32 protein-coding genes are annotated in these 25317 nt (G+C 63.1%); 29 read left to right on the top strand and 3 right to left on the bottom strand.

The features are described 5' to 3' along the window. Positions 1 to 34: 34 nt before the first annotated feature. From M2360_RS18860 to M2360_RS18805, 12 genes are all read left to right on the top strand, one after another. Positions 35 to 445 (top strand): phage major tail protein, TP901-1 family, encoded by a 411-nt coding sequence (locus tag M2360_RS18860; protein WP_280776796.1) that lies wholly within the window; start codon positions 35 to 37, stop codon positions 443 to 445. After that, positions 442 to 843 carry a gene transfer agent family protein gene (locus tag M2360_RS18855; protein WP_280776795.1) on the top strand — a complete coding sequence of 134 codons (402 nt, stop codon included), beginning with the start codon at positions 442 to 444 and terminating at the stop codon, positions 841 to 843. The genes M2360_RS18860 and M2360_RS18855 overlap by 4 nt, the downstream gene beginning before the upstream one ends. After that, on the top strand, positions 843 to 1028 hold the full coding sequence (locus tag M2360_RS18850; protein ID WP_280776794.1) for a phage tail assembly chaperone: 186 nt from the start codon (positions 843 to 845) through the stop codon (positions 1026 to 1028). Before M2360_RS18855 ends, M2360_RS18850 begins: the two co-directional genes overlap by 1 nt. Then, entirely contained in the window at positions 1021 to 1554 is a 534-nt protein-coding gene (locus M2360_RS18845) for a phage tail tape measure protein (protein WP_280776793.1), read from the top strand. The genes M2360_RS18850 and M2360_RS18845 overlap by 8 nt, the downstream gene beginning before the upstream one ends. 145 nt (positions 1555 to 1699) lie before the next feature. After that, positions 1700 to 1963, top strand: coding sequence for a PbsX family transcriptional regulator (locus M2360_RS18840; protein ID WP_280776792.1), 264 nt, complete (start codon positions 1700 to 1702; stop codon positions 1961 to 1963). Then, a complete protein-coding gene (locus M2360_RS18835; protein WP_280776791.1) occupies positions 1963 to 2322 on the top strand; it encodes a type II toxin-antitoxin system PemK/MazF family toxin in 360 nt (119 codons plus the stop codon). Before M2360_RS18840 ends, M2360_RS18835 begins: the two co-directional genes overlap by 1 nt. Before the next feature lie 416 nt (positions 2323 to 2738). Further along, on the top strand, positions 2739 to 3377 hold the full coding sequence (locus M2360_RS18830) for a DUF2460 domain-containing protein (RefSeq protein ID WP_280776790.1): 639 nt from the start codon (positions 2739 to 2741) through the stop codon (positions 3375 to 3377). Then, positions 3374 to 4255, top strand: a complete 882-nt coding sequence (locus tag M2360_RS18825) for a DUF2163 domain-containing protein (RefSeq protein ID WP_280776789.1) — start codon at positions 3374 to 3376, stop codon at positions 4253 to 4255. Before M2360_RS18830 ends, M2360_RS18825 begins: the two co-directional genes overlap by 4 nt. Continuing rightward, positions 4230 to 4682: an NlpC/P60 family protein gene (locus tag M2360_RS18820; RefSeq protein ID WP_280776788.1), complete on the top strand. Its 453-nt coding sequence runs from the start codon at positions 4230 to 4232 to the stop codon at positions 4680 to 4682. Before M2360_RS18825 ends, M2360_RS18820 begins: the two co-directional genes overlap by 26 nt. A gap of 58 nt (positions 4683 to 4740) precedes the next feature. Continuing rightward, positions 4741 to 4995: a TraY domain-containing protein gene (locus M2360_RS18815; RefSeq protein WP_280776787.1), complete on the top strand. Its 255-nt coding sequence runs from the start codon at positions 4741 to 4743 to the stop codon at positions 4993 to 4995. Then, positions 4995 to 5417 carry a type II toxin-antitoxin system VapC family toxin gene (locus M2360_RS18810; protein ID WP_280776786.1) on the top strand — a complete coding sequence of 141 codons (423 nt, stop codon included), beginning with the start codon at positions 4995 to 4997 and terminating at the stop codon, positions 5415 to 5417. The genes M2360_RS18815 and M2360_RS18810 overlap by 1 nt, the downstream gene beginning before the upstream one ends. A 122-nt stretch (positions 5418 to 5539) precedes the next feature. Next, positions 5540 to 6166 carry a LysE family translocator gene (locus tag M2360_RS18805; RefSeq protein ID WP_280776785.1) on the top strand — a complete coding sequence of 209 codons (627 nt, stop codon included), beginning with the start codon at positions 5540 to 5542 and terminating at the stop codon, positions 6164 to 6166. A 6-nt stretch (positions 6167 to 6172) separates the two neighbouring features. Here the strand turns inward: M2360_RS18805 and M2360_RS18800 are convergent, their stop codons facing one another. Both M2360_RS18800 and M2360_RS18795 read right to left on the bottom strand, forming a co-directional pair. Continuing rightward, positions 6173 to 6544 (bottom strand): XRE family transcriptional regulator, encoded by a 372-nt coding sequence (locus tag M2360_RS18800; RefSeq protein WP_280776784.1) that lies wholly within the window; start codon positions 6542 to 6544, stop codon positions 6173 to 6175. 2 nt (positions 6545 to 6546) lie between these two features. Continuing rightward, entirely contained in the window at positions 6547 to 6888 is a 342-nt protein-coding gene (locus M2360_RS18795; RefSeq protein ID WP_280776783.1) for a type II toxin-antitoxin system RelE/ParE family toxin, read from the bottom strand. A gap of 418 nt (positions 6889 to 7306) precedes the next feature. Here M2360_RS18795 and M2360_RS18790 point away from each other — a divergent pair, with 418 nt between their 5' ends. The 9 genes from M2360_RS18790 to M2360_RS18750 all read left to right on the top strand — a co-directional run bounded on the left by M2360_RS18790 (position 7307) and on the right by M2360_RS18750 (position 15656). Then, positions 7307 to 7597, top strand: a complete 291-nt coding sequence (locus M2360_RS18790; protein ID WP_280776877.1) for a nucleotidyltransferase family protein — start codon at positions 7307 to 7309, stop codon at positions 7595 to 7597. After that, positions 7594 to 7965 (top strand): DUF86 domain-containing protein, encoded by a 372-nt coding sequence (locus M2360_RS18785; protein ID WP_280776782.1) that lies wholly within the window; start codon positions 7594 to 7596, stop codon positions 7963 to 7965. Before M2360_RS18790 ends, M2360_RS18785 begins: the two co-directional genes overlap by 4 nt. 104 nt (positions 7966 to 8069) lie before the next feature. Continuing rightward, entirely contained in the window at positions 8070 to 11918 is a 3849-nt protein-coding gene (locus M2360_RS18780) for a glycoside hydrolase/phage tail family protein (protein ID WP_280776781.1), read from the top strand. Between the two features lie 39 nt (positions 11919 to 11957). Then, a complete protein-coding gene (locus M2360_RS18775; RefSeq protein WP_280776780.1) occupies positions 11958 to 12164 on the top strand; it encodes a hypothetical protein in 207 nt (68 codons plus the stop codon). 101 nt (positions 12165 to 12265) lie between these two features. Then, positions 12266 to 12604, top strand: a complete 339-nt coding sequence (locus M2360_RS18770) for a hypothetical protein (RefSeq protein ID WP_280776779.1) — start codon at positions 12266 to 12268, stop codon at positions 12602 to 12604. Between the two features lie 30 nt (positions 12605 to 12634). After that, positions 12635 to 13303: a response regulator transcription factor gene (locus M2360_RS18765; RefSeq protein WP_280776778.1), complete on the top strand. Its 669-nt coding sequence runs from the start codon at positions 12635 to 12637 to the stop codon at positions 13301 to 13303. Then, the gene (locus M2360_RS18760) at positions 13296 to 14741 is read left to right on the top strand and encodes a HAMP domain-containing sensor histidine kinase (protein ID WP_280776777.1); all 1446 of its coding nucleotides are present in this window, start codon (positions 13296 to 13298) and stop codon (positions 14739 to 14741) included. The genes M2360_RS18765 and M2360_RS18760 overlap by 8 nt, the downstream gene beginning before the upstream one ends. A gap of 196 nt (positions 14742 to 14937) precedes the next feature. Then, positions 14938 to 15111: a hypothetical protein gene (locus tag M2360_RS18755; protein WP_280776776.1), complete on the top strand. Its 174-nt coding sequence runs from the start codon at positions 14938 to 14940 to the stop codon at positions 15109 to 15111. Positions 15112 to 15119: 8 nt separating this feature from the next. Further along, positions 15120 to 15656: a hypothetical protein gene (locus M2360_RS18750; RefSeq protein WP_280776775.1), complete on the top strand. Its 537-nt coding sequence runs from the start codon at positions 15120 to 15122 to the stop codon at positions 15654 to 15656. 338 nt (positions 15657 to 15994) lie between these two features. Here M2360_RS18750 and M2360_RS18745 read toward each other — a convergent pair whose 3' ends face one another. Continuing rightward, complete coding sequence (locus M2360_RS18745) at positions 15995 to 16372, bottom strand: hypothetical protein (RefSeq protein ID WP_280776774.1); 378 nt, start codon at positions 16370 to 16372, stop codon at positions 15995 to 15997. Positions 16373 to 16767: 395 nt separating this feature from the next. On the opposite strand from M2360_RS18745, the gene M2360_RS18740 reads away from it, so the two are divergent. The 8 genes from M2360_RS18740 to M2360_RS18705 all read left to right on the top strand — a co-directional run bounded on the left by M2360_RS18740 (position 16768) and on the right by M2360_RS18705 (position 25278). Next, positions 16768 to 17253 carry a hypothetical protein gene (locus M2360_RS18740; protein WP_280776876.1) on the top strand — a complete coding sequence of 162 codons (486 nt, stop codon included), beginning with the start codon at positions 16768 to 16770 and terminating at the stop codon, positions 17251 to 17253. Positions 17254 to 17350: 97 nt separating this feature from the next. Then, positions 17351 to 18481 (top strand): c-type cytochrome biogenesis protein CcmI, encoded by a 1131-nt coding sequence (gene ccmI, locus M2360_RS18735; RefSeq protein ID WP_280776773.1) that lies wholly within the window; start codon positions 17351 to 17353, stop codon positions 18479 to 18481. Next, complete coding sequence (gene ccmE, locus M2360_RS18730) at positions 18478 to 18933, top strand: cytochrome c maturation protein CcmE (RefSeq protein ID WP_280776772.1); 456 nt, start codon at positions 18478 to 18480, stop codon at positions 18931 to 18933. The genes ccmI and ccmE overlap by 4 nt, the downstream gene beginning before the upstream one ends. After that, on the top strand, positions 18930 to 20942 hold the full coding sequence (locus M2360_RS18725; protein WP_280776771.1) for a heme lyase CcmF/NrfE family subunit: 2013 nt from the start codon (positions 18930 to 18932) through the stop codon (positions 20940 to 20942). The genes ccmE and M2360_RS18725 overlap by 4 nt, the downstream gene beginning before the upstream one ends. Continuing rightward, a complete protein-coding gene (locus M2360_RS18720; protein ID WP_280776770.1) occupies positions 20939 to 21397 on the top strand; it encodes a cytochrome c-type biogenesis protein CcmH in 459 nt (152 codons plus the stop codon). The genes M2360_RS18725 and M2360_RS18720 overlap by 4 nt, the downstream gene beginning before the upstream one ends. Before the next feature lie 130 nt (positions 21398 to 21527). Then, the gene (locus M2360_RS18715) at positions 21528 to 23120 is read left to right on the top strand and encodes a Do family serine endopeptidase (RefSeq protein ID WP_280776769.1); all 1593 of its coding nucleotides are present in this window, start codon (positions 21528 to 21530) and stop codon (positions 23118 to 23120) included. Between the two features lie 71 nt (positions 23121 to 23191). Further along, the gene (locus tag M2360_RS18710; protein WP_280776768.1) at positions 23192 to 23869 is read left to right on the top strand and encodes a response regulator transcription factor; all 678 of its coding nucleotides are present in this window, start codon (positions 23192 to 23194) and stop codon (positions 23867 to 23869) included. Further along, on the top strand, positions 23869 to 25278 hold the full coding sequence (locus tag M2360_RS18705; RefSeq protein ID WP_280776767.1) for an ATP-binding protein: 1410 nt from the start codon (positions 23869 to 23871) through the stop codon (positions 25276 to 25278). Before M2360_RS18710 ends, M2360_RS18705 begins: the two co-directional genes overlap by 1 nt. Positions 25279 to 25317 lie beyond the last annotated feature (39 nt).

Raw genomic sequence — 25317 nt, 5'->3', positions numbered from 1 at the left:
GCCATCGATTATCTCAGCAAGAAAGGACAGGCGCATGACAGCCCAGCGCGGCAAGGATCTGCTGCTCAAGATCCACAATGGCGAAAGTTATGAGACGGTGGCGGGGCTGCGCTCGCGCCGCATCGCCTTCAATGCGGCTGCTATCGACGCCACCGACGCCGAAAGCGCCGGACGCTGGCGCGAATTGCTCGACGGCGGCGGGGTGAAGAAGGCGGCTGTGTCCGGCTCCGGCATCTTCAAGGATCAGGCGTCGGATGCGACCGTGCGCACCGCCTTCTTCGCCGGCAGCGTGCTCGACTGGCGGATCGTCATTCCCGATTTCGGCCAGGTGACCGGGCCGTTCCAGATCACCGCGCTCGATTATTACGGCCAGTTCGACGGCGAGGTGCTGTTCGATCTCGCATTGGAATCGGCGGGTCAATTGAGTTTTGGAGCGCTGGCGTGAGCGGCCGGGCCAACCGGCGGCGCGGCGAGGTGGAGGCGGTGATCGATGGCGAGCGCCGCATTCTCTGCCTGACGCTCGGCGCCATCGCCGAACTCGAAACCGCTTTCGGCGTCGACAATATCGCCGATCTCGCCGGGCGTTTTTCGGGCGGCAGGCTGTCGGCGCGCGACGTCATGACGATCCTCGCGGCCGGCCTGCGCGGCGGCGGCAACCGGCTCGATGATGAGGATCTGGCCGATCTCAGCATCGAGGGCGGGCTTGAAGGCGCGGTGCGGCTGACGGCGGAACTGCTGGCCTCGGCCTTTCTGACGGAGGAGGCGAACGGGGCGACGCGCCCTTTTCAGCCGCCGGCGCGGGGCGGGCCGAGCCCGGCGTCGGCTTTCCCTGGCGGCAGGTGATGGAAGCGGGGCTCGGCCGGCTGCGGCTCACGCCAGGGGATTTCTGGTCGATGACAGTGAGGGAACTGACCGTGCTGCTGGGCGGGCCGCTACGAAGCCCGCTCGGGCGCGGCGATCTCGCCGCGCTGATGGCGGCCTGGCCGGACGAGCCGGCGAGGGTGGAACAAGGAGGGCCGTATGGCTGAGGATGACCTGGAGGCGAGCCTCGATCTCGCCGGTGCGCTGACCGACACGCTCGATGGCCTTGAGGCGCGCTCGCGCGCCTTCGGGGCGGCGCTGACCAATGCGCTCAAGGGCGCTACGCTCGAAGGCGACGGGCTGAACGCGGTGCTGGCCTCGATCGCCACGCGCTTCTCGTCGATCGCGCTCGACGCCGGGCTCGCGCCGCTGCAAAGCGCGCTGTCCTCGGGCGTTTCCAGCCTGACCCAGACGCTGACGGGCGCGACCGCCTACGCCAAAGGCGGCGTCGTCAACGGCCCGACTTATTTCGGCGCCGGCGACGGGCTGGGCCTGATGGGCGAAGCCGGCGCCGAGGCCATCCTGCCTTTGAGCCGCGGCCCCGACGGCCGCCTCGGCGTGGCGGGCGCCGGCGGCGGAACCCAGATCGTCTTCAATGTGCAGGCGGCCGATGCCGCGAGCTTCCGCCGCTCGGAGCAGCAGATCAACGCCATGCTGGCGCGGGCGGCGGCAAGGGGGCGGCGGGGGGTGTGAGCAAAGTCGAATGCCAATGCAGCAAGGTCTTCGTCAATGTTTCTCAAATTGGTTCCGGCGTAACTGTTTTCCACCGATTGCCCCATCATCGCCTTGCGAGCAATAGGACGGTGCTATATATGTAGCACACCAATGGGAAGGCGATATGTCCAACACAGCAAAGATTCGCCGCCAAGGCGGCGCCGCGGTATTCAGCATTCCTCCTGCGCTTCTGAAAATGCTCGGCGTGGACGTTGGGGCTGAACTCACCTTGGTCGTGGACAAGGGCGCTCTGGTCGCGACGCCGCTTAAGCCAAAGAAAAAATACACCCTTGCAGAACTGCTTGAAGGGTCGGACGAGATGATCGAACTGAGCAGGCAAGCTGCGGGATGGGACACAGGCGGTCCTGTGGGGAATGAAATTCTCTGATGGTGCGGAGTCATGTTCCCAAACGCGGTGATATTTTTCTCATTGACCTCAATCCGGTCGTGGGAAACGAGATGCGAGACACGCATCGTTGCGTGGTGATTTCGCCTCGTGAGGTCAACGCTCTCGGCATGTGCTTGACCGTCGTCGTTACAACTGGCGGCCAATTCGCTCGGAAAGCGGGTATGGCTGTGAACATTACAGGACACGAAATCAACGGGGTCGCGCTTTGCAATCATGTCAGGAGCTTCGACATTGTGTCCCGGGTTCAGCAGAAGACGGCGCGTTATGTCGACACGGTTGATGCTGATACTGTCGATGAAATCGTCGGTAGGGTTGTGGGCATCATCGATCCGTCTTGACGTTGCGGGACGCAATCCTTGGCCATCTGCTCCTTTCCGAGAGCGTTCTTGATCAGACAGACGCGCCTTCCTCGACGAAATTCCGTATGGTGGATATCAGTGCGAAGGCCCAATGCTCAAGCGGCAGCGCATGGCGCGCCCGAGGACAAGTTTCCCAATAATCTCGGCTGTTCACCACAATTTTAGTCGCTCACGGCGTGACCACCTGATGTCACTGATCTTGGCCAATAACTCCTCGTTATCTGCGGCATGGTCCCGAACCCTTCTGAGAACCTATCGGCGCCTAAAGGCTGTCACGTCACGATCTTTCTCGCAGGACTGGAAACGCAACAAAGCAAAGTTCGTCATACCGTATGCGGTTGATTGCGCGTCAATTTTCCACGCCCCCGATATCACTTCCCCAGGAGAGACCATCCATGACCGCATTTCACGAGGTGCAGTTTCCGCTTCGCCTGGCGCTCGGCGCGCGGGGCGGGCCGGAGAGGCGGACGGAGATTGTGTCTTTGTCCAATGGGCGGGAGGCGCGCAACAGGCGCTGGCGGGATGCGCGGCGGCGTTATGATGTCGGATCGAGCATGAAGACGCTCGCCGATCTCTATGAAACGCTTGCCTTTTTCGAGGCGCGGGCGGGGCAGCTTTATGGGTTCCGCTTCACTGACCCCTTCGATTTCAAGAGCGGCGGGCCGCATGAGGCGGTTGGGCCTGAGGATCAGCGGATCGGGACGGGGGATGGAGAGACGCGCAGTTTCCAGCTCAGGAAGACCTATCGCGACGCCGGCGGCGAGAGCGTGCGGACGATCGAGAAGCCGGTGGCGGGCAGCGTGCGGCTGTCCGTCGATGGCGTCGAGATCGACGGCGCGGATTTTTCGGTTGCCGCGGCGACGGGGTTGGTGACGTTTTCGGCTTCGGCAGCGCCGGCCAATGGCGCGGTGATCAAGGCCGGCTTTCGCTTCGACACGCCTGTTCGCTTCGACACCGACAGGCTCGATATCGATCTCGACGCGTTTCAGGCGGGCCGTATCCCGTCGATCCCGCTTGTGGAGATCCGGCCATGAGGAGCATTCCCGAGGGGCTTGCCGCCCATATCGCCGGCGAGGCGACGACGCTTGCCAATGGCTGGACAGTGACGCGCCGGGATGGCGTGGTCCTGGGGTTTACCGATCACGATCATGATCTGACATTTGCCGGGCTGACATTTGCGGCGGCGAGCGGCTTTGCCGCCGGCGGCGACGAGAGCGAGACGGGGCTTGCCGCCTCGTCCTCGGAAACGCTGGGGGCGCTGTCATCGGACGCCATCACCGCCGAGGATATTGCGGCGGGCCGCTATGACGGAGCGATCGTGGATCTTTATCTCGTCAATTGGCAGGCGCCGGAGCAGCATCTGCGGCTGCGGCGCTACGAGATCGGCGAGGTCACGAGAAGCGAGAGCGATTTCAAGGCGGAATTGCGGGGGCTGTCGCATCGCCTCGGTCAGATGCAGGGGCGGGTCTACGGCCATCGCTGTAACGCGGGTTTTTGTGACGCCCGCTGCGGGCTGAGCGCCAGCGACTTCCGGCATGTGGGCGTGGTGGCCGCCGCGGACAGAATGAGCGTGACGATCGAGGGCGTGGACGAGGTCGCGCCGGCGCGGCTTGCGGGCGGGGTGATGACGCTGACATCAGGGGCGCTGGCGGGTTTTGCGACGGATATCGACGGCGCGACGCGGACAGGGGGGCGGACGCGGCTTGCGATCTGGCAGCCGCTGCGGACCCTGCCGCAGGCGGGCGATGCCGTGACGGTGCTGGAAGGTTGCGACAAGCGGTTCGAAACCTGCCGCGACCGCTTCGGCAATGCGCTGAATTTCCGGGGTTTTCCGCATATGCCGGGCGCCGATTTCGCCTATTCCTATGCCGACGGGGAGACCGAGCATGACGGACGCCCGCTCTATGACTGAGACGGAACAGACAGACGGGCAGCGCGTGGCGCAGATCGCGCGCGGCTGGATCGGCGCGCCCTATCGGCATCAGGGGGCGAGCCGGATCGGCTGCGATTGCCTGGGGCTAATTCGCGGCGTCTGGCGTGAGTTGCGCGGCGCGGAGCCGGAAGAGCCCGGCCCCTATGGCCGCGACTGGGCGGAGCGTTCGGGTGAGGAGCGGCTGCTGGAGGCGGCGCGACGGCATTTCGGCGCGGCGTGTCCGGGCGGAGACTTGAGGATCGGCGATGTGCTGGTGTTCCGGCTGCGGCGGGGGCTGGCCGCCCAGCATCTCGGGATTGTCTCGGCTGAAGATCGCTTCATTCACGCCTATGAGCAGACGGGCGTGGTGGAAAGCCCGCTCGCGCCGGCCTGGCGACGGCGGATCGCGGCGGTGTTCCGGTTTTGAAGTGGTTGCCGGCTCCGCCCATCGGTTGTAGATTGCGGTTCTATCACGGAGGCTGGATATGGGCCTGATCACGATCGACGGATTGGATGCGGAGACCGAGGCGGCGCTGGAAACGCGGGCTCAAGAAAATGGACGCACGGCTTCGGAGGAAGCGAGGGCTGTGCTCGAAGCGGCGCTCGACACTGAACCTGTCTCGCGAAAGGGGATGTTCAATCTGGCCGACTTCATTCGCGACAGGGTGTTACGGTTCGGCGGCGAAGATCTCGAATTGCCGGAACGGAGCATGATGCCTGAGCGGGTGAGCCTGCGCTGATGATCCTACTCGACACCAATGTCATTTCTGACCTGGTGTCGATCAATCCCGATCCCGGCGTTCTGGCGTGGGTGGGATCGCATCCTGCTGATGATCAGTTCATTTCAGCCATCACTGTTGCCGAAATTCTCTATGGGATCAGAATTCTTCCCGAGGGCCGGCGTCGCACAATGCTGGAAAGCGAAATCGGCCTGTTATTGAGAGACGCTTTTGCCGACCGAATTTTTCCCTTCGACGCTGCGGCGGGGGAGTGTTTCGCGACGATCATGGCGGACAGGCGGTCGCGAGGGCGGCCCATATCGCAATTCGATGGCCAGATCGCGGCGATCGCGCTGTCGCGGGGCGCCAAGCTGGTGACCCGCAATGTCAGAGATTTCGAGCTGACCGGGATCGAGGTGATCAATCCATGGCGGGGCGCGTGACATGTGTCTTTTCGAGCCCGCGCACTTTGACACGGCCATCGCCGCATGATCATGTGCCCTCGACGGGGCGGGGCCGGCTGTTCTGTCTCGAAAAGTCCGGCTGAGACCTTGCCGGAGCCGTCATGCCGTCTTTATCCTTGCTCGCCGCGTTTTTTGCGACCACCTTCGTTTTTGCCTATGTGCCGGGGCCGGCCATGCTCTATGCGGCCGGGCAGACGTTGGCGCGGGGGCGCAAGGCGGGGCTGATGGCGGCGCTTGGCATTCATCTCGGTTGCTACGCGCATGTGTTTGCCGCCGCCGCCGGACTGTCGATCCTGTTTCATGCGGTGCCGTCGCTCTATCTCGCGGTGAAGCTGGCAGGCGCGGTCTATCTGGTGTGGCTCGGTTTCCGGATGATCGTGGCGAAAGACCAGCCGGCGGCCGAGGCGGGCGCGATGAAAAGCGGCCGGGCGGCGCTCATTGAGAGCATGCTGGTGGAAGTGCTGAACCCGAAGACGGCGATTTTCTTTCTCGCCTTCCTGCCGCAATTCGTCGACGACGGCGCGGGCTTCCCGGTCTGGCTGCAACTGGCGATCCTGGGAACTGCGGTGAATGTGATCTTCACCTCCGCCGATGTGGTCTGCGTGCTGTTTGCCGGACTTCTGACCGAGCGGCTGAAACGATCGAGCGGCGCGCAGAAGCTGATGCGGCGCGCGGGCGGGACGGTGCTGTGCGGGCTCGGCGTCAATCTGGCGCTGCAGCGGGGGTGAGGGCGCTCACCGCGGTTGCGCGGCGCAGTCCGTGCTCTCGCGGTTTCTGACCGTCACATCGACCGTTTTGCCGATGCGCTGGACCATGTCGATCAGCGTGTCGATGGTGAATTTCGAGACCTTCAAGTTGACGACGTCGGAGACGCGGGGACGGGAGACGTTGAGACGCTCGGCGGCCTCGGCCTGTTTCAACCGGCTGTCGCGGATCCAGGCGGCGATTTCCGCCATCAGGCTTTTCTTGATGGCGATGCTGGCGGCGATGCGAGCGTCTGACTCTGTCTGCAGCCGTTCGGCTTCCTCGGCGGCAAAGCCGAGTTCGGCGAAAATGTTGGCGTCCGCTGGGGTGACGTGGCCGATATCGTGGATGTCTGCGGCCATGATCATGTGTCCATCGTTTCTCTGAGCTTTTTCATAGCCTTGTAGCGCTGCTTGCCGATCTCGACATCGAAAAGAGAGGTTTTCTGGCTTTTCTTGACGAAGCAGTGAAGCACGTAAATCGCCTCTTCGAATTTCGCGACATAGAAGATGCGGCGCTGGTTGTTCTCGGTCTTGATCCTGATCTCGTAGGTTCCGGGGCCGACCGTCGAAAAGGACTTCCAGTCATCCGGCGTCGCGCCCGCCTGGAGGCAATTCAGGTCATGGCCCGCTTGCCGGCGGGCGGCGGCGGGGAAATTCCTGATGTCGTCGAATGACGACCCGATCCAGACGACGGGTTTACGCACTATAACCCCTGTATAAGTATTTATACGCTTTGAAAAGTCAAGGGCGATGGATGAGCGTTGGGCTCCCTTATTCCGGTATGGCGAATGTGTCGTTATTCTGCTCTGGTTGCAACAGTTGCAATTGCGCGCGGGTCTTTCCTGATGCTCATCCCAACTTCATCTCAATAGAACATTGGTCCGTCAGCCCGTCGTGGGCGCGGCGCTATGTCTGTGAATTTGGCTGAACTTGCGGTTTGTCGGGCCTGGGCTTAGATTGCTCTCCAGAAAGTGGAGGCTTCCGATGGGCCCGATAACGATCGACGATCTTGATGCGGGTGTGTTCGAAATATTGGATGGGCGGGCTCGTCAGAGTGGTAGGACCGTCGAATATGAAGCGCGGCGGGCGCTCGAACATGCTTTGGGGCCGGACGCTGACGCCTTGAAGCCATCCGAGAAGCTGGCGGCGCATCGCGGCGACGTGCGCGAGGCCGTGGCGCGCTATCCCCTGAGCAATCCGCGTCTGTTCGGCTCGGCGCGAACCGGACGTGATCGACCCGGCAGCGACCTCGATATTCTCGTCGATCCGGAGCCCGGCGCGTCCTTGTTCGATCTCGGCGGATTGCGCCAGGAGCTCGAGGACATGCTGGGCGTTGGCGTCGATCTGAAAACGCCGGACGATTTGCCGCCCGCCATCAGGGCGAGAGTGCTGGCCGAGGCCGAACCTTTATGACCGAGCGCAGCGCCGCCGATTATCTGGGGCATGTTCTCAGGGCGGCGCGCGAGGCTATCGAATTTACCAATGATCTGACCATCGAAGAGTTCAAGGGCGACCGCAGAACCCAGCAGGCCGTGGTGATGAGCTTGATCGTGATGGGCGAAGCCGTTGTGCAACTCCAAAGGGTCGCTCCCGATTTCCCGGTCCGACATTCAGAACTGCCGTGGAGAGCGATGCGCGGCATACGCAATCAGCTTGTTCATGGCTATTTCGACATCAATCTCGACCTTGTCTGGACCACGGTGAGGCGGGATTTGCCGAACCTGATCGCACGGATCGAATCCGTGTTGTCGAGGGATGGCAGGCCCATCGCGCCTGAGTGAGCGCTGCCGCATCTGGCTGGCCCGCAAAATTTTCACAACATCGATTTTGCCGCCCTGCTGATCAGGGTGAGCCGCACCATTCCCACATATCACAGGACAATCTCATGGCGACATTGGTGTTGCAGGCCGCCGGCGCTGCGCTGGGCGGGGTGTTCGGGCCTGTTGGCGCGATGATCGGGCGGGCGGCGGGAGCGTTGGCGGGCAATGTCATCGATCGCAGCCTGATCTCCGGGCTGACGACGATAGAAGGCAGCCGGCTCGCCAATGCGCGGATCGCCGGCGCGGAAGAGGGAACGGCGATCCCGCGCGTCTATGGGACGATGCGGATCGGCGGCACGCTGATCTGGGCGACGCGGTTCGAGGAGGAGGTCAGCAAGGAGCGGTCGGGATCAAAAGCCACAGGGCCGCGGGTGGAGACCTATCGCTATTTCGCCAATTTCGCCGTGGGTCTCGCCGAAGGTCCGGTCGCCTGCATTCGCCGCATCTGGGCCGACGGGATGGAGATCGACCAGACGGACTATGAGATCCGTTTCTATGAGGGGACGGAGAGCCAGGGCCCCGATCCGCTGATCGAGGCCAAGCAGGGCGCGGGCAATGCGCCGGCTTTTCGGGGGCTCGCCTATGTGGTGTTCGAGCGCATGCCGCTCGACGCCTTCGGCAACCGCATTCCGGTGCTGCAATTCGAGGTCCTCCGGGTGATCGATGCGCTTGAAAACCGGATCAAGGCGGTGACGATCATTCCCGGCGCGACCGAGCATGGTTATGCGACTGACATCGCGACCGAGAGGACCGGTGAGGACAAGGGACGCAAGATCAACCGCAACCAGTTGCGGCGTGCGACCGACTGGGAGGCGTCGCTGGATGAATTGACGGCGCTGTGCCCGCATATCGAGCGGGCGGCGCTGGTGGTCTCCTGGTTCGGAACCGATCTTCGCGCCGGACATTGCCGGGTGCTGCCGGGCGTGGAGACGCGGGCAAGGGACGAGGAAAGCCCGGCCTGGCGGGTATGCGGTCAAGATAGAGGCTCGGCGCATCTGATCTCGTCGGGGGCTGGCGGGCCGGCCTATGGCGGCACGCCCAATGATCAGAGCGTGATCCAGGCGATCCTCGATCTCAAGGCGCGCGGGCTCGGCGTCTATCTCTATCCCTTCCTGATGATGGATATTCCTTCGGGCAATGGTCTGCCGGATCCCTATGGCTGGGGCGAGCAGGCGGCGTTTCCCTGGCGCGGGCGCATCACCTGCCATCCCGCAGCCGGCCAGCCCGGCAGCGTCGACAGGACGGCCGAGGGCGCCACGCAGGCGCTGGCCTTCATGGGCGGAGCGCAAGCGGCGGATTTCGACGTCGACGGCGAAAGCGTGCGCTATGAAGGGACGGATGAAGGTTATCGGCGGCTGGTGCTGCATTATGCGCTGTTGGCTCAGGCGGCGGGCGGCGTCGACGGCTTCATCATCGGCTCGGAACTCAGGGGGCTGACGCAGATCCGCGACGCCGCAGGCGACTATCCGTTCGTGGCGGCGCTGGTGGAACTGGCTGCGGATGTCAGAGCCATTCTCGGGCCTGAGACCAAGCTGACTTATGGGGCCGATTGGAGCGAGTATTTCGGCCATCAGCCGCAGGACGGATCGGGTGACCGGACTTTCCATCTCGATCCGCTCTGGGCCTCGCCCGCGATCGACGCTGTCGGCATCGACAATTACATGCCGCTGTCGGATTTTCAGGACGAGGATTTCACCGGCTTGCATCCTGATGGCGCCGCCATCGCCGACGACGAGGCGGCGATGCGCGGGGCCATCGCCAGCGGCGAGGGCTATGACTGGTACTATGCCTCAAGCGCCGACCGGGCGGCGCGCATCCGCAGCCCAATCAGCGATGGTCTCGCTGGCAAGCCCTGGGTCTATCGTTACAAGGATATCGAGAACTGGTGGGCGAACCGGCATTACGACCGCGTGGACGGAGCGGAAAGGGCTGCGCCGACCGGTTGGACATCCAAGATGAAGCCGATCTGGTTCACCGAACTCGGTTGCCCGGCGATCGATCGCGGCGGCAACCAGCCCAATGTCTTCGTTGATCCGAAATCGTCGGAATCCGAGACGCCGTATTTTTCGAGCGGCGCGCGTTCGGACGAGACGCAGCGTCGGTTTCTGAACGCGCATCTCGCTTACTGGAATGGCAGTGAGGCGCCGGAAGGCCTGGTCGATCCGGGCCATGTGTTTCTGTGGACCTGGGACGCGCGCGCCGCGCCGGCTTTTCCCGAGGATCTCGACATTTTCGCCGATGGCGCCAATTGGCAGACCGGGCATTGGCTGAATGGACGGTTGGGGGCGGGCACGCTCGCCACGGTGATCGCGGCGATCGCCGAGGATTGCGGCGTCGGCGAGGTCGACCTGTCCGCTGTGTCAGGCAATCTGCAGGGCTATGTGATGGGCCAGCAGAGTTCGGCCCGGGCGCTGATCGAGCCGCTGCTGACCGCCTACAGGCTGGACGCGACGGAGCGGGCGGGCAAGATCGTGTTCCGCTCGCGCGATCTCGTCTCGGCTCCGGCCGCAACGCTCGACGTGCTGGCGGAGATCGAGGAGGAAACGCTATGGTCGGAAACGCTGGGGCAAGATGGCGATTACGCCTCCGAGGCGCTGATCTCCTATCAAAGCGAGGACAATGAACATGAGCCGGCGAGCGTGCGGTCGCGGCGGGCCGAGCCCGCGCATCAGCGGGCCTTGAGCATTGCGCTGGCCGGAACGCTGGACGAACAGGCGGCGCAAAGCGCGGCGGATGCGATGCTGAGGGATCACCGGCTGGGACGGCGGCAGATCAGTTTCTGCCTGCCGCCATTGATGCTTGAACATGAACCCGGCGATGTCGTGGAACTCGCCGATGGTCAGGAGGGACGGTTTCTGATCACCCGGATCGAGGACGGCGATGTCCGGCGCGTGACGGCGCGCGAGGCGGGATCGGGCGGCGTAGGCATAGCGACGGTCGCCAAGTCCAGGCGCAGGGCGCGCGGCGGGGCGGCCAATGCCGTTTATCAACCGCTGGTGATCTTGATGGACCTGCCGCGGCTGGGCGACGGCGACGAGCAGGACTTTGCGCTGGCCGCAGTGGCGGCGTCGCCCTGGCGGCGGACGCGGTTGTCGGTGTCGTCAGGTCTCGACAATTACGACGGACGGCTGACGCTCATCCGCCGCGCCAGCCTGGGAAGGCTGACGACGGCGCTGGCCGCGGGACCTACGGCGATGATCGACCGAGGCAATAGCGTCAATGTCCGGATGACCTCGGGCGCGCTCGAAAGCGTGTCGAAGTCGGCACTGCTCAATGGCGCCAACCGCGCGGCGATCGCGACCGGGAGTGGCGGCTGGGAGGTGATCGCCTTTCAGAGCGCCGAAGAGATTGAGGCGGATGTCTGGCGTCTGGAGGGATTGCTGCGCGGTCTCTGCGGAACCGAGGACGCGATGGATACGGGGGCGGAGATCGGCGCGCGCTTCGTGCTTCTCGACAGCGCGGTGGAGGCATTGGGGCTTAAGCGCTCGGAGGCGGGGTTGACGCTGAACTGGATCGCGGAGGCTGCGGGGTCTGCGGGCGGCAGAGCGGGACCGATCGGCTTTTCCGGCGGCGAGCGGGCGGCGACGCCGCTTGCCCCTGTACATCTGCGCGGCTGGCGCGAGACAGGGGGCGATATCCGCTTGTCCTGGATCCGGCGCGGTCGGGTCGACGCCGACGGTTGGGAGGGCGACGACATTCCGCTTGATGAGACCGGCGAGGCCTATCGACTCGACATTTTCAAGGACGGAGAGGTGGTTCGCAGCCTGCATGTGACGGCGCCGAAGGCGAGTTATGCGGCCGCCGACGAGATCGCCGATTTCGGCGCGACGCAGACCGCGCTGACCATCCGCGTTCGCCAGAAAGGCGACCGCGTGGCGCTGGGCCTGCCGGCGCGCGCCACGCTGCAAATCTGACACTGCAAATCTGACATGGAGCCAAGAAAGGACATTTCCATGAGCGATATGAAAGCCTGGTACCAATCCAAGACGATCTGGGGCGCGCTGGTGGCGATTCTCGCCAGCGTCTTGCAGGCGGCGGGGGCGCCGATTGAACCCGGCATGGAGCGCGATCTCGTCGAGGCGTTGACAACGCTCGCCGGCGCGGCGGGCGGTTTGCTGGCGATTTACGGGCGGCTGAGCGCCGAACGGCGGGTGTCCTGAACAGGCCCAATCGAAGCTGAAGGCCACATTCATTCGCCATTCATTGTTGCTGCTCTAGAAAAGGGGCAAGTCAAACGCCTCACACGGAACCTCAACATCCCATGGCCGCTTTCCTGCCCTCCCTTCTGGCCGCGAGCCTCATGCTCGGCCCCACCGGCAACCTGCCGGCGCCGGTCGAGCAGTATACGCCCGCGCAGATGCTGTATCTCGAGGACGGCCCGGTGTTTGCGGATGAATATGCACCGCCGCCGCGCAAGATGCGCGCCAACAACCGCGCCGCCTGCGCCGGCGCGGTCAACCAGGCGATGGCCATGACCGGCGGCGAATTGCTGTCGGTCAAGGCCAACCGCAATCAGGGCGTCTGCGTGGTGACCATGCTGGTGATCAAGCAGAACGGACGGCCAAAGAAAGTCCGCTTGCGCATTCCCATGGATTATTGATACGCAGGCCGGGCTATCCGAGGAGTTCCGATGCGCATACTCGTCGTCGAAGATGACCAGAATCTCAACCGCCAGCTCGCCGACACGCTGAAGGAAGCCGGCTATGTGGTGGACCAAGCCTATGACGGCGAAGAAGGCCATTATCTCGGCGAAAACGAACCCTATGACGCGGTGATCCTCGATATCGGCCTGCCCGAAATGGACGGCATCACCGTGCTCGAGAAATGGCGCGCGGCCGGGCGCAAGATGCCGGTTTTGTTGCTCACGGCGCGCGACCGCTGGAGCGACAAGGTGGCGGGCATCGACGCCGGCGCCGACGATTATGTCGCCAAACCCTTTCACATGGAAGAAGTGCAGGCGCGGCTGCGCGCGCTGATCCGCCGCGCGGCAGGCCATGCGAGCTCGGAACTGACCTGCGGCCCTGTCAGGCTCGACACCAAGAGCAGCCGCGTGACCGTCAACGGAAGCGCGCTGAAGCTCACCTCGCATGAGTTCCGGCTGCTGTCCTATCTGATGCATCACATGGGCCAGGTCGTGTCGCGCACCGAACTGGTCGAGCATATGTACGATCAGGATTTCGACCGCGATTCCAACACGATCGAAGTCTTCGTCGGCCGTCTGCGCAAGAAAATGGGCATCGACATCATCGAGACCGTGCGCGGTCTCGGCTACCGCATCCAGCCCAACACCAATGGATAGGCTGCGCTCGCTCACCGGCCGCGTCCTGATCTACACGACCGTATGGTCGGCGATCGGGGTGGTGATCATGGGCTTCGTCATTTCCACGCTGTACGAACGCAGCGCCGAGAAGAACCTGCATGATCTTCTGCGCGCGCAGCTCTATTCGGCGATCAATTCGGTGTCGATCGATCCCGACAGCCATAAGCTGACCGGATCGCCGCAGATGAGCGAACTCGGCTTCCAGCAATTGGGATCCGGGTGGTACTGGGCGGTGTTGCCGCTCGCCGACTACCAGACCGAGCCTCTGACCTCGCCGAGTTTCGAGGGCGTGACCGTGCCGACGGCGACCAACGAATCCGCGCCCTTCAACCATCGTTTCGAGCGCTATTACGCTGCGACCGACAGCGCTGGTAATCCCGTGCGGGTGGCTGAAGCCGAGATCAGTCTCGACGAGGGCGCGCCCGAGGAAATTGACGCCAACGCCACAGAACTTCCCGAAGCCGTCTATCGCACCGTCCGTTTCCGGATGATCGGCAATCACCGCACGGTGGAGAATGATGTCGCCGCCTTCAACCGCAATCTCTATCTGTCGCTCGGCCTGTTCAGCATCGGCTCGCTCGGGCTCAACGCTCTGGTGATCCTGATCGGTCTGAAGCCGCTCGACCGCGTCCGGCGCTCGCTCGCCCGCATCCGCAATGGCGAGGCTGAACGGCTTGACGACGACCTGCCGCGCGAAATCCAGCCGCTGGCCGTCGAGGTCAACGCGCTGATCGAGAGCAACAAGCGGGTGATGGAACGGGCCCGCATGCAGGTGGGCAATCTCGCCCATTCCTTGAAGACGCCGATCGCCGTGCTGCTCAATGACGCCGACCAGATGGCCTTGCCGCACAATGCGCTGGTCAAGAGCCAGGCCGAGATCATGCGCGCGCAGGTGCAATCCTATCTCAACCGCGCCCGCATCGCCGCCCAGCGCGAGAGCATCCTGGCCCGCACCGAGGTGGAGCCGGTGCTGGAGCGCCTGCTGCGCGTGATGCGCAAGCTCAATGACGGCAAGGATTTTACGCTCTCGATATCAGGCCGCGGGCTGAAGCTCGCCATGGAGGCGCAGGATCTCGAGGAAACCATTGGTAATCTGCTCGAAAACGCGGGCCGCTTCGCCGTCTCGACGGTGGCTGTCACCGTATCCCCCGCGCCATCAGGCGTGATCGGCAAGGACCCCGCCCGCAAGAACTGGGCGCTGGTGGTGGTGGAGGACGATGGACCGGGGCTCGAACCCGACCAGATCAAGGAAGCGATGAAACGCGGCCGCAGGCTGGACGAAAGCAAGCCGGGCACCGGACTCGGCCTGTCGATTGTCACGGAAATCGTCTCGGAATATCAAGGCGTGTTCACGCTGTCGCGCGCCGAGGCCGGCGGGCTGAGAGCGGAGTTGATCCTGCCAATGATCGGGGGGTGACGGCGGTGGGGCGGTTGACGATAAGTCTGGCGTCGGAGCCCTAACAGATTCTGAAGAAATTCATCATGTATCGGAAGTTGTATGGAGTTTGAATCTCTTGCGCGATGGCTCTTTATGCGATAAATATAGATGAAAGCCTGCAGGCTGCACACCATCTTTGTTCGATGTTTATCCTGCACGCGGCACGGAGGCCATTATGGTAGCTCTTCTCAAAGATGACGGCGAGTTCATGCCTATGCCTGTCGTGGTCGATACGGCGAAATTTGAACAATTGAAAGCGGCAGCGGTTGACGAGAAAGCAGAGCCTGTGCCCAGCTTAGCCAAACTCATTCGCAAATCGCGCGCGCGTTTTGTGACGCAATCTAAATAAGTCCGCCTATGGAAGAGATTGTCATTGAGCCCCTCGGCGATCATCCGCGAGGGGCTTTTTGCTGCGATCTGAAGCCGATAGACAACTTCTTCCGAATAAACGCGCTCAAGAGCCACAAAAGCTATGCCCAGCGCGTGTTCGTCGCCTGTAGAGCCGGATCCCCGACGCCGCTCGGATTTTACGCCCTCACAACAATGACCTTCAAGCCTGGCATGAGCGACGAAGCAGACAAGAAGTTTGGTCGATTTGCTGCAATCCCTACCATTTATCTGACCATGATCGGGCGCGACAGGAATGCGCCGAAGGGCTTGGGTCTCACCATGATGCTAAACGCATTTGAGCGCGCATTGTCGGTTAGGGAGAATGTTGGGGTGTACGCGATGACGCTACACGCCTTCAATGCGCGCGTTCAGGAAATATACGAAGCCTTCGGCTTTAAGACGTTCACCGAAGCCGATCAGGATCAGGAAGGTTACAAAGCAATGTATATTCCGCTTTCCGCAGTAGCGGCGACATTTGCGGAAACCTCGATTGTGCCTCAATAAAAGCACGCTCGCGTTACGATCGTGGTTGACGAATGCGCTGTGGAGCGCCCACGTGATCATTTCCGCCAAAACGAATATATTCCCCGTTTCATCCGCGCCATATTGCGGCCATCCCCGCGCCGCTGGACCGCACGCAAATCCGTAATGACAACAATGAATTTCGTGACCGCAATTCCTTGGCCGCCCGGTTCGCTGTTTTCCCTTAGCCACGCAGGTCTAGATATGCTTCGCGAGACCATTGAGGCAGACGTCATGCGAGCCTTTTCGCGCTCGACTGTATATCCTCGGGGACATAATCCGGTGGCCGGCGGGCCGATTTTGACCCGCCGACAGTCGCGTCACAGACCCCAGTCTTCGGCCTTTTCGGCATAGTCCTCGGCCAGCCGGTCGAGCCGGTTCAGAAGCTGCTCCTGGCTGGGCAGGTGATCGAGGCGGTTCTCGACATGGCGCAGCTCCGTTCGCAGATCCTTGAGCTCGATTTTGTCGAGCGCGGTCATGCCGTCATCCTCGACGTCGAGCTTGATGTCGAGGATCGTGTTTTCAAGATAGGTTGCCCGATCTGACAATTCCTCGACCCGGTCGAGCTTCAGCTCCAGCGTGTCCATCTTCATGTCGAGGGCGGCGAGGTAGTTCTTGTGAAACTTTACGTCGCCGCCGGTGTGAGCGTCCGCGGCGCCGAGCTTGGCCGCTTTATCGGTGTTGGTTTGCTTCGACATATATGATCTCCCTGAATAGACACGTCTCGCCCTGCGCCAAGCGAGTCACCGGCCTGAAGATGAGGCTAAGGTGGTGGCCTGAGAAAAAAAAGCTGCAGAAACACGCTGTGAACAACTTTAAATTTTAGTCATATGCGGGGTGTCGACGGCAATCGTCCAATTGTCTCGGGAGGGGCAGGGCGTGAAGAAGATCGTGACGACATCATCGCGGGCATTGCGCGGGGATTGCTGGCGGGAAACGCAGGCCCGCCTGCATGCGAGCCCCTGCGCCGGCCGGAACCCGTGGCCGAGACCGGCGATTAACCCATCATTTCCATCAAAACGAATATATTTCTCCGTTCATCCGTGCCATATTGCGGCCATCTCCGCGCCGCAGGACTGCCCGCCAATCCGTGATGACAAGAATGAATTTCGTGACCGCATTTCGTATGACCGCCCGTCTTTCCGTTTTCGCGCTCGTCGCGCTGTTCGCCGCATCCTGCGCCACGACGTCGGGGTCCAGCCGGCTCGACAAGACCGGCGAGGATGTGTCGGAGGCGACCGGCTATGAATTGTCCGACAAGCCCGAGCCGCCGGCCTTCTATCTGCAGGCCCTGCGCGGCGGGCTCGTGGCGCGGATGCCGGGCGTGAAACTGTCGGACGCCGACAAGGCGCGGGCGCTCGAGGCGGAATACAAGGCGCTGGAAGCGGCGCCGAATGGCCAGGCGGTGGTGTGGAGCGGCAATGGCCTCAAGGGCGAAGTGACAGCGGCGGCGCCCTATCAGGTCGGTTCGCAGAATTGCCGGCAATATTCCCATGTGCTGGCCGCCAAAAGCGGCGCGGTGACCGCGCGCGGCGCGGCCTGTCGCATGGGCAATGGAGCCTGGACGCCTCTCACGTGAAATTGACCTGGGGATTGCGGCCAATCGTCTCCGGGACGCGAATTCCTTGATCTGGCGCATTTTCACGCCGCGCGGCTTTCGCTAGTTGATATCCATCATGTTTTGGATCGTTTCGCTTCCCATCGCGGTCATCGCCGCACTCATCGTCGCCGCCCCGCTGATGCGGCGGCCGGCGGCCGCTTTGCCGGCGTCCGCCAATGACGCCGAAGTCTATCGCGACCAGCTCGCCGAGATCGACCGCGACCGGGCTTCGGGCCTGATCGAGGTCGACCAGGCCAAGCAGGCGCGCGCGGAAATCGCCCGCCGGCTGATCGCCGCCAGCGAGAAGACGGAACACGGCGGCGCAGGCCTGTCGCGCGGCGCGGCGCTCGGCGTCATCCTGTTTCTCTGTCTGTTCTTGCCGGCCGCCGCCGGGCTCATCTACCTGCGCACCGGCAATCCCGAATTTCCGGACCTGCCGCTCGCCATGCGCCTGAACGAGGCCGATCCCGACATCAATGTGCTGATCGCCAAGACCGAGGCGCATCTTGTCGCCAATCCCACCGATGGGCGCGGCTGGGCGCTGATCGCGCCGATCTATATGCGGCGCATGCGCGCGGACGAGGCGATCACCGCCTATCGCAACGCCATCCGCTATCAAGGCGGCAGCGCCGAGCTCTATGGAGCGCTGGGCGAGGCGATTGCGGCGCAGAATCAGGGCATGGTGACCAAGGACGCTGGCGCGGCCTTCACTGAGGCCCTGAAGCTAGACCCCAGTGACGCGCGCGCGCGCTTCTATCTGGCGCTTGCCGAGGGACAATTGGGCGACAAGGCCAAGGCGATCGCTGATCTCGAGGCGCTTGCGGCCTCGGCGCCCAGTGACGAACCCTGGCAGGAGATCGTCGCCGCTCAGATCGCGCGGTTCCAGGCGGAAACGGCCAATCCGGCCGCGCCTGGCAATCCTTCGGCGGCGGATGTCGAGGCTGCGGCAGGGCTTAACGACGCCGACCGCATGCAGATGATCCGCACCATGGTGGAATCGCTCGATGCGCGGTTGACCGACGAGCCCGCCAATTTCGAGGGATGGCAACGGCTGATCCGCTCCTACATGGTGCTGGGTGACCCGGCCAAGGCGGGCGAAGCGCTGAAGCGCGGCCTTGCGGCATTCCCCGCCGACACAGACAATGGCAAGGCGCTGATCGCGCTGGCGCGCGAGATGGGCGCGCCGATGGAGGGAGCGACCCCATGACCCGCAAACAGAAAAGACTGGCCCTGATCGGCGGCGGCGTGGGCTTTCTGATCGCCGCAGTTCTGCTGGTGATGTTCGCTTTCAGCCAGTCGGTGGCTTATTTCTATGTGCCCTCCGATCTCGCCAAGGCGAATTTGAAGCCCGACACGCGCATCCGGCTGGGCGGGCTGGTCGAGGTTGGCTCCTGGAAACGCGGGCAGGGCATGCATGAGAATTTTGTGGTGACCGACACAATCGGCACGGTGTCGGTGGCCTATACCGGTATTCTGCCCGATCTTTTTCGCGAGGGGCAGGGTGTGGTGGCCGAAGGACGGATGACCAGCATGACGCCGCCGACTTTCGTGGCCGACAGTGTGCTCGCCAAGCATGACGAGACCTATATGCCCAAGGATGTCGCCGACCGGCTGAAGGCCAAGGGCGTGACCATGAGCGGCAAGGAAAAGATCCAATGATCGTCGAACTCGGCCATTTCCTGCTTGCTTGCGCGCTCGCGTCCGCGCTTCTGCAATCGACGCTGCCCGTGATCGGCGCCTTTCGCAACGAGGCGCGGCTGATGGATGTGGGCACGACCGGGGCGTTGGCGAGCTTTGCGCTGATTGCGCTCTCCTATCTCGCGCTGACCTGGGCCTATGCGACCTCCGACTTCTCGGTCATCAATGTCTGGGAGAATTCGCATTCGCTGATGCCGATGGTCTACAAGATCTCCGGCGTCTGGGGCAATCACGAGGGATCGATGATGCTCTGGCTGTTGATCCTCGCCTTCTTCTCGGCGCTGGTGGCCGCCTTCGGCGGCAATCTGCCCAAGAGCCTGAAAGCCAATGCGCTTGCCGTGCAGGGCTGGATCACGGTCGCCTTCCTGCTGTTCATCCTGCTCACCTCCAATCCCTTCCTGCGCACCTTCGGCATCGCCGAACTGACCCCGCCGCCGGCGGAGGGCAGGGACCTCAATCCGGTGCTGCAGGATTTCGGCCTCGCCATCCATCCGCCGCTGCTCTATCTCGGTTATGTCGGTTTTTCGGTCTGCTTTTCTTTCGCCGTCGCCGCCTTGATCGAAGGGCGGATCGACGCCGCCTGGGCGCGCTGGGTCAGGCCCTGGACGCTGCTCGCCTGGACCTTCCTGACCGCCGGCATCGCCATGGGCTCCTATTGGGCCTATTACGAACTCGGCTGGGGCGGCTGGTGGTTCTGGGATCCGGTCGAAAACGCCTCCTTCATGCCCTGGCTTGCGGGCACGGCGCTGCTGCATTCGGCGCTGGTGATGGAAAAGCGCGATGCGCTGAAGATCTGGACCGTGCTCTTGGCGATCATGACATTCTCGCTATCGCTGCTCGGCACCTTCCTAGTGCGCTCGGGCGTGCTGACCTCGGTGCATGCCTTTGCCAGCGATCCGTCGCGCGGCGTGTTCATCCTGGTCATTCTGTCGATCTTCATTGGCGGCGCTTTCGCGCTGTTTGCGCTGAGATCCGCGTCGCTTGCGCCCGGCGGTCTGTTCCAGCCGGTGTCGCGCGAAGGGGCGCTGGTGCTCAACAATGTCATTCTGGTGGTGGCGACGGGAGCGATCCTGACCGGCACGCTCTATCCCTTGCTGCTCGAATCGCTGACCAGCGAGAAGATTTCCGTCGGCGCGCCGTTCTTCAATATCGCCTTCAGCTGGCTGATGGCGCCGCTGTTCGTGGTGCTGCCATTCGGGCCGCTGCTGGCCTGGAAGCGCGGCGACCTCAGGGCGGCGAGCCGCAGGCTGGGATTGGCTTTCGTCCTGTCGCTCTGTCTCGGGGTTGCGGTGTGGGTCGCGCGCGGCGATGGGCCAATGCTGGCGGCGCTTGGCCTGATCGCCGGTTTCTGGCTGGTGTCAGGCGCGTTGGTCGATCTCTGGCAGCGCGCCGGTTTCGCCAAGGCAGGCTTCGCCAATGGCCTCCGCCGGCTGATCGGCCTGCCGCGTTCGGCTATCGGCACGATGCTGGCTCATCTCGGCCTGGGAGTTTCGGTGCTGGGCGTGGTGCTGACCACGGCCTGGTCGACCGAACATATCCTCGAAATGAAGCCGGGCGATACGACAGAGAACGGCGCCTATACGGTGCGTTTCGATGATGAGCGCGCCGGCAGGGGGCCGAATTACACCGAGGACGCTGCGCATTTCTCGGTGTTGCGCGATGGCGTCGTCGTGGCGGAAACCAACAGCGCCAAGCGCATCTACACCGCCCGGCAGATGCCGACGACGGAAGCCGGCATCATCAGTTTCGGCGCGTCGCAACTCTACATCTCGATCGGCGACAAGAACCCCGAAGGCGAGCATGTGGTGCGGATCTGGTGGAAACCCTGGATCCTGTTCATCTGGGGCGGGGCGGTGGTGATGATGATCGGCGGTTTCGTGTCACTGTCTGACCGGCGTCTCCGTGTCGGCGCGCCGTCGAAGCGGGCGCGGGCAGTCGCAGCGCCGGGCGCGCTGGAGGCGGCGGAATGAGGAAGCTCCTCGCAATCCTCTTGTTCCTGATGTCGGCGGCGCCAGCTTTTGCCGTCAATCCCGACGAGGTGCTGAAGGACCCGGCGCTTGAGGCGCGGGCGCGGGAGCTATCGGCGCAATTGCGCTGCATGGTCTGCCAGAACCAGTCGATCGACGATTCCAACGCCGATCTCGCCAAGGATCTCAGATTGCTGGTGCGCGAGCGCCTGACTGCTGGAGACAGCGACGACGAGGTGATCGAGTATCTGGTGTCGCGCTATGGCGAATTCGTGCTGTTGAAGCCGAGATTGTCCGAACACACGATCCTGCTCTGGGGCATGCCGGCGGCGCTTGCGGCGATCGGGGCGGGCGTGGTGCTGATACAATTGCGGCGCAAGCGGATTTCTTCGCCCACACAGGACCTTAGCGACGATGAACAGCGCAAGCTGGACGCGTTGCTGAAGGGCAGGGACTGAACTTTTTCCCACATTACCAAAATTTCACCCGCCGGAAAGAATGCCGCAAGGTCGACGCAGCTAGATCTATTCCCATCAAAAGGATCTGAACTGGAGCAGACGCTCCGCCTGACGATGAAGGACTAGCATCATGACCGGAAAAACCGCTTCACGCTTTTCGCTGACTTCTCTCCTCAAGGCCGGCACTATCGCCGGCATGGCGACCGCCGTGCTCGTGACCGGCGCGCCGATGGCGTTCAACACGGCGCATGCCGAGGCCGTGAAGCTGACGGCGCCGCCGCAGGTGCCGAGCTTCGCTGACGTTGTCTCCGCTGTGACCCCGGCCGTGGTGTCGGTGCGTGTCGAAAGCCGCGCCCAGCCAGCCTCCGATGACGCCTCCAACGGCTTCAACTTCAATTTCGGCCCGAATTTGGGCGGCCAGAACTTCGACGATCTGCCGGATGACCATCCGCTGAAGCGCTTCTTTAGGGAATTCGGCGGCGGCGATCAGTACAGCCAGCGCGGCGACCAGGAACGCGATTACTGGAAGAACCATGGCAAGCGGGGCGATAAGCCGCGTCTGCGCCCGACCTCGCAGGGCTCTGGCTTCTTCATCACTGAGGACGGCTATCTGGTGACCAACAACCACGTCGTCGACGGCGGCAGCGCCTTCACCGTGGTGATGAATGACGGTTCCGAACTCAGCGCCAAGCTGGTCGGCCGCGACCCCCGCACCGATCTCGCAGTGCTGAAGGTCGACGCCAAGCGCAAGTTCACCTATGTGCAGTTCGCCGACGACAGCAAGACCCGGGTCGGCGACTGGGTGGTGGCTGTCGGCAATCCCTTCGGCCTCGGCGGCACCGTGACAGCCGGCATCGTCTCGGCACGCGGCCGCGATATCGGCTCTGGCCCCTATGACGATTATCTGCAGGTCGACGCGGCGGTGAATCGCGGCAACTCCGGCGGCCCGACCTTCAACCTTCAGGGCGAAGTGGTGGGCATCAACACCGCAATCTTCTCGCCGTCTGGCGGCAATGTCGGCATCGCCTTCGCTATTCCGGCCTCGGTCTCCAAGGATGTGGTCGCCAAGCTAATGAAGGGCGGCGAAATCCAACGTGGCTGGCTGGGCGTCAAGATCGAACCCGTGACCCAGGACGTCGCCGACTCGCTCGGCCTTGCGGAAGCCGCCGGCGCGCTGGTCAACGAGCCCACGGGCGATTCTCCCGGCGCCAAGGCCGGCATCAAGGTGGGCGACGTGATCACCGCCGTCGATGGCGAGCCGGTCAAGGGTCCGAAGGAACTGGCGCGCAAGATCGGCTCGCTCGATCCCGGCAAGGTGGTGGATGTCTCCGTCTGGCGCGACGGCAAGCTTGAAAGCGTCAAGGTGACGCTCGGCACGCTGCCGACCGATCCGAAGATGGCCTCGACCGAACCGCAGCAGGAGCAGGGTTCCGACGAGCAGGCTCCCCCGAGCGAATTGACGCTTGACCAGCTCGGCTTGATTGTCGCTCCCACCGACGACGGCAAGGGTGTGGCGATCACCTCGGTCAACCCCGACTCCGACGCGGCCGACAAGGGCGTGAAGGAAGGCCAGAAGATCACCTCGGTGAACAACCAGGAGATCAAGTCGCCAGCCGACATCAAGAAGATCGTCGAGGACGCCAAGAAGGGCGGTCGCAAGAAGGCGCTGTTCCAGATCCAGGATCAGACCGGCAATCGCTTCGTCGCCCTGCCGATCGGCTAACCTTCCGATCTGAACCGCGAAAGCCCCCGACGGGGCTTTCGCTCTATGCGCTCTCGCCTTATTCTCCGGCCATGAAAATACTCATCATCGAAGACGATCTCGACGCGGCGAGCTATCTCGTCAAGGCGTTCCGCGAAGCAGGACATACGATCGACCACGCCAGCGACGGTGAAGCGGGTCTCTTCATGGCCGCCGAGAACGGCTATGACGTGTTGATTGTCGACCGCATGCTGCCGCGCCGCGACGGATTGTCGGTGATATCGGAACTGCGTCGCCGCAATATCAACACGCCGGCGCTGATCCTTTCGGCGCTCGGCCAGGTCGATGACCGGGTAACAGGACTGCGCGCCGGCGGCGACGATTATCTGCCCAAACCCTATTCCTTCACCGAGCTTCTGGCCCGCGTCGAAGTGCTTGGCCGCCGCAGGGCGTTGCCCGAACAGGACATGATCTACCGGGTCGGCGATCTCGAACTCGACCGGCTCTCGCATGAGGTCCGCCGGGCCGGCAAGGAGATCGTGCTGCAGCCGCGCGAATATCGCCTGCTCGAATATTTGATGAAGAATGCCGGCCAGGTGGTGACGCGCACCATGCTGCTTGAAAACGTCTGGGACTATCATTTCGATCCGCAGACCAATGTGATCGATGTGCATGTGTCGCGGCTGCGCGGCAAGATCGAGAAGGATTTCGAAAAATCGCTGCTGAAGACCATTCGCGGCGCCGGCTATATGATCAAGGACGAGGCGTGATGGCGGCGCTTGCGCGCCTGAGGCTGCTCTATCGCCACACCGCCGTCCGCCTTTCCGCCATTTATCTGCTGCTGTTTTCCGCCTGCGCGGCGGTGTTGGTGCTCTATGTCACCTCGATCTCCGACGGCCAGTTGCAGACGCGGATGAAGGAATCGATTTCCGAAGAGGTCAATCAGCTCGAGGACATCTATACCGAAGGCGGCGTCGCCTCGCTGCTGCGCGTGCTGGAGCGCCGTTCGCACCAGCCGGGGGCCAATCTCTATGTCATCGCCGGGCCGAGCGGGGAAATCCTTGCCGGCAATGTGGCGGGCTTGCAGGCCGGCGTGCTCAACGAAGAGGGCTGGACGGACAAGCCCTTTCTCTACAACCGCTTCGGCGAGACGGCCAAGAAGGACCGGCATCAGGCTATCGCCCATGTGATCCGCTTCGAAAACGGTCTGCGCGTGCTGGTGGGCCGCGATGTTGGCGAGCCGGAAAATGCCCGTCTTCTGGTGCGCAAGGCGCTGATGCTGGCGCTCGGCGTCATGGGCGTCGGCGCGCTGGTGATCTGGTTTGCGATCGGTCGCAATGCATTGAAGCGGATCGACCGGACTTCGCTCGCCGCCCAGAAGATCATGGCGGGCGATCTCTCCCAGCGCCTGCCGGAAACCGGCTCGGGCGACGAATTCGATCGGCTGGCCGGATCGCTGAACGTGATGCTGGCGCGCATGGAGCGGCTGAACGAGGGGCTCAGGCAGGTGTCTGACAACATCGCCCATGACCTCAAGACGCCATTGACGCGGCTGCGCAACAAGGCCGAAAGCGCCCTTGCCAAGGCCGAGGACGCTGATGACTACCGTTTGGCGCTCGAAGAGGTGATTGGCGACACCGACCAGTTGATCCGCACCTTCAACGCGCTGCTGATGATTTCCCGGGTCGAGGCGGGATCTGCGGCCGCCGAGATGTCGGTGGTCAATCTGTCAGAGGTTGCGGAAGAGTTCGGCGAACTCTATGAGCCGGTGGCGGAAGATGCCGGCTTCATTCTCAGGCGTGACGTCGCACCGGGTGTGGTTGTCCGGGGAAATCGCGAACTGATCGGCCAGGCGATCTCCAATCTGATCGACAACGCCATGAAATATGGCGACAATCCCGATGCGCCCGAGATCACGCTGTCTGTTGCTTCAAGCGCCGACGGCGTGCGGGTGACGGTGGCCGATCGCGGCCAGGGGGTGCCCGAGGACAAATATGGCGATGTGGTCAAACGCTTCTTCCGCCTGGACGAAAGCCGCTCAAAGCCCGGGACTGGGCTGGGCCTGGCGCTGACGGTGGCGGTGATGGAACTGCATGGCGGCCGGGTGGGACTCTCGCCGACAGAGGCGGGTAAGGAGCATCCGGGGTTGTCGGTGACCATGGTGTTTCCGTTGGGTTGACGCAACCGAAGGCGCATGAGACTCTTCGATGATCGCTCG

This window comes from Rhizobium sp. SG_E_25_P2 (assembly GCF_029892285.1).
Taxonomy (GTDB): domain Bacteria; phylum Pseudomonadota; class Alphaproteobacteria; order Rhizobiales; family Rhizobiaceae; genus Rhizobium_E.
This window is presented reverse-complemented; position numbering and strand designations above follow the sequence as displayed.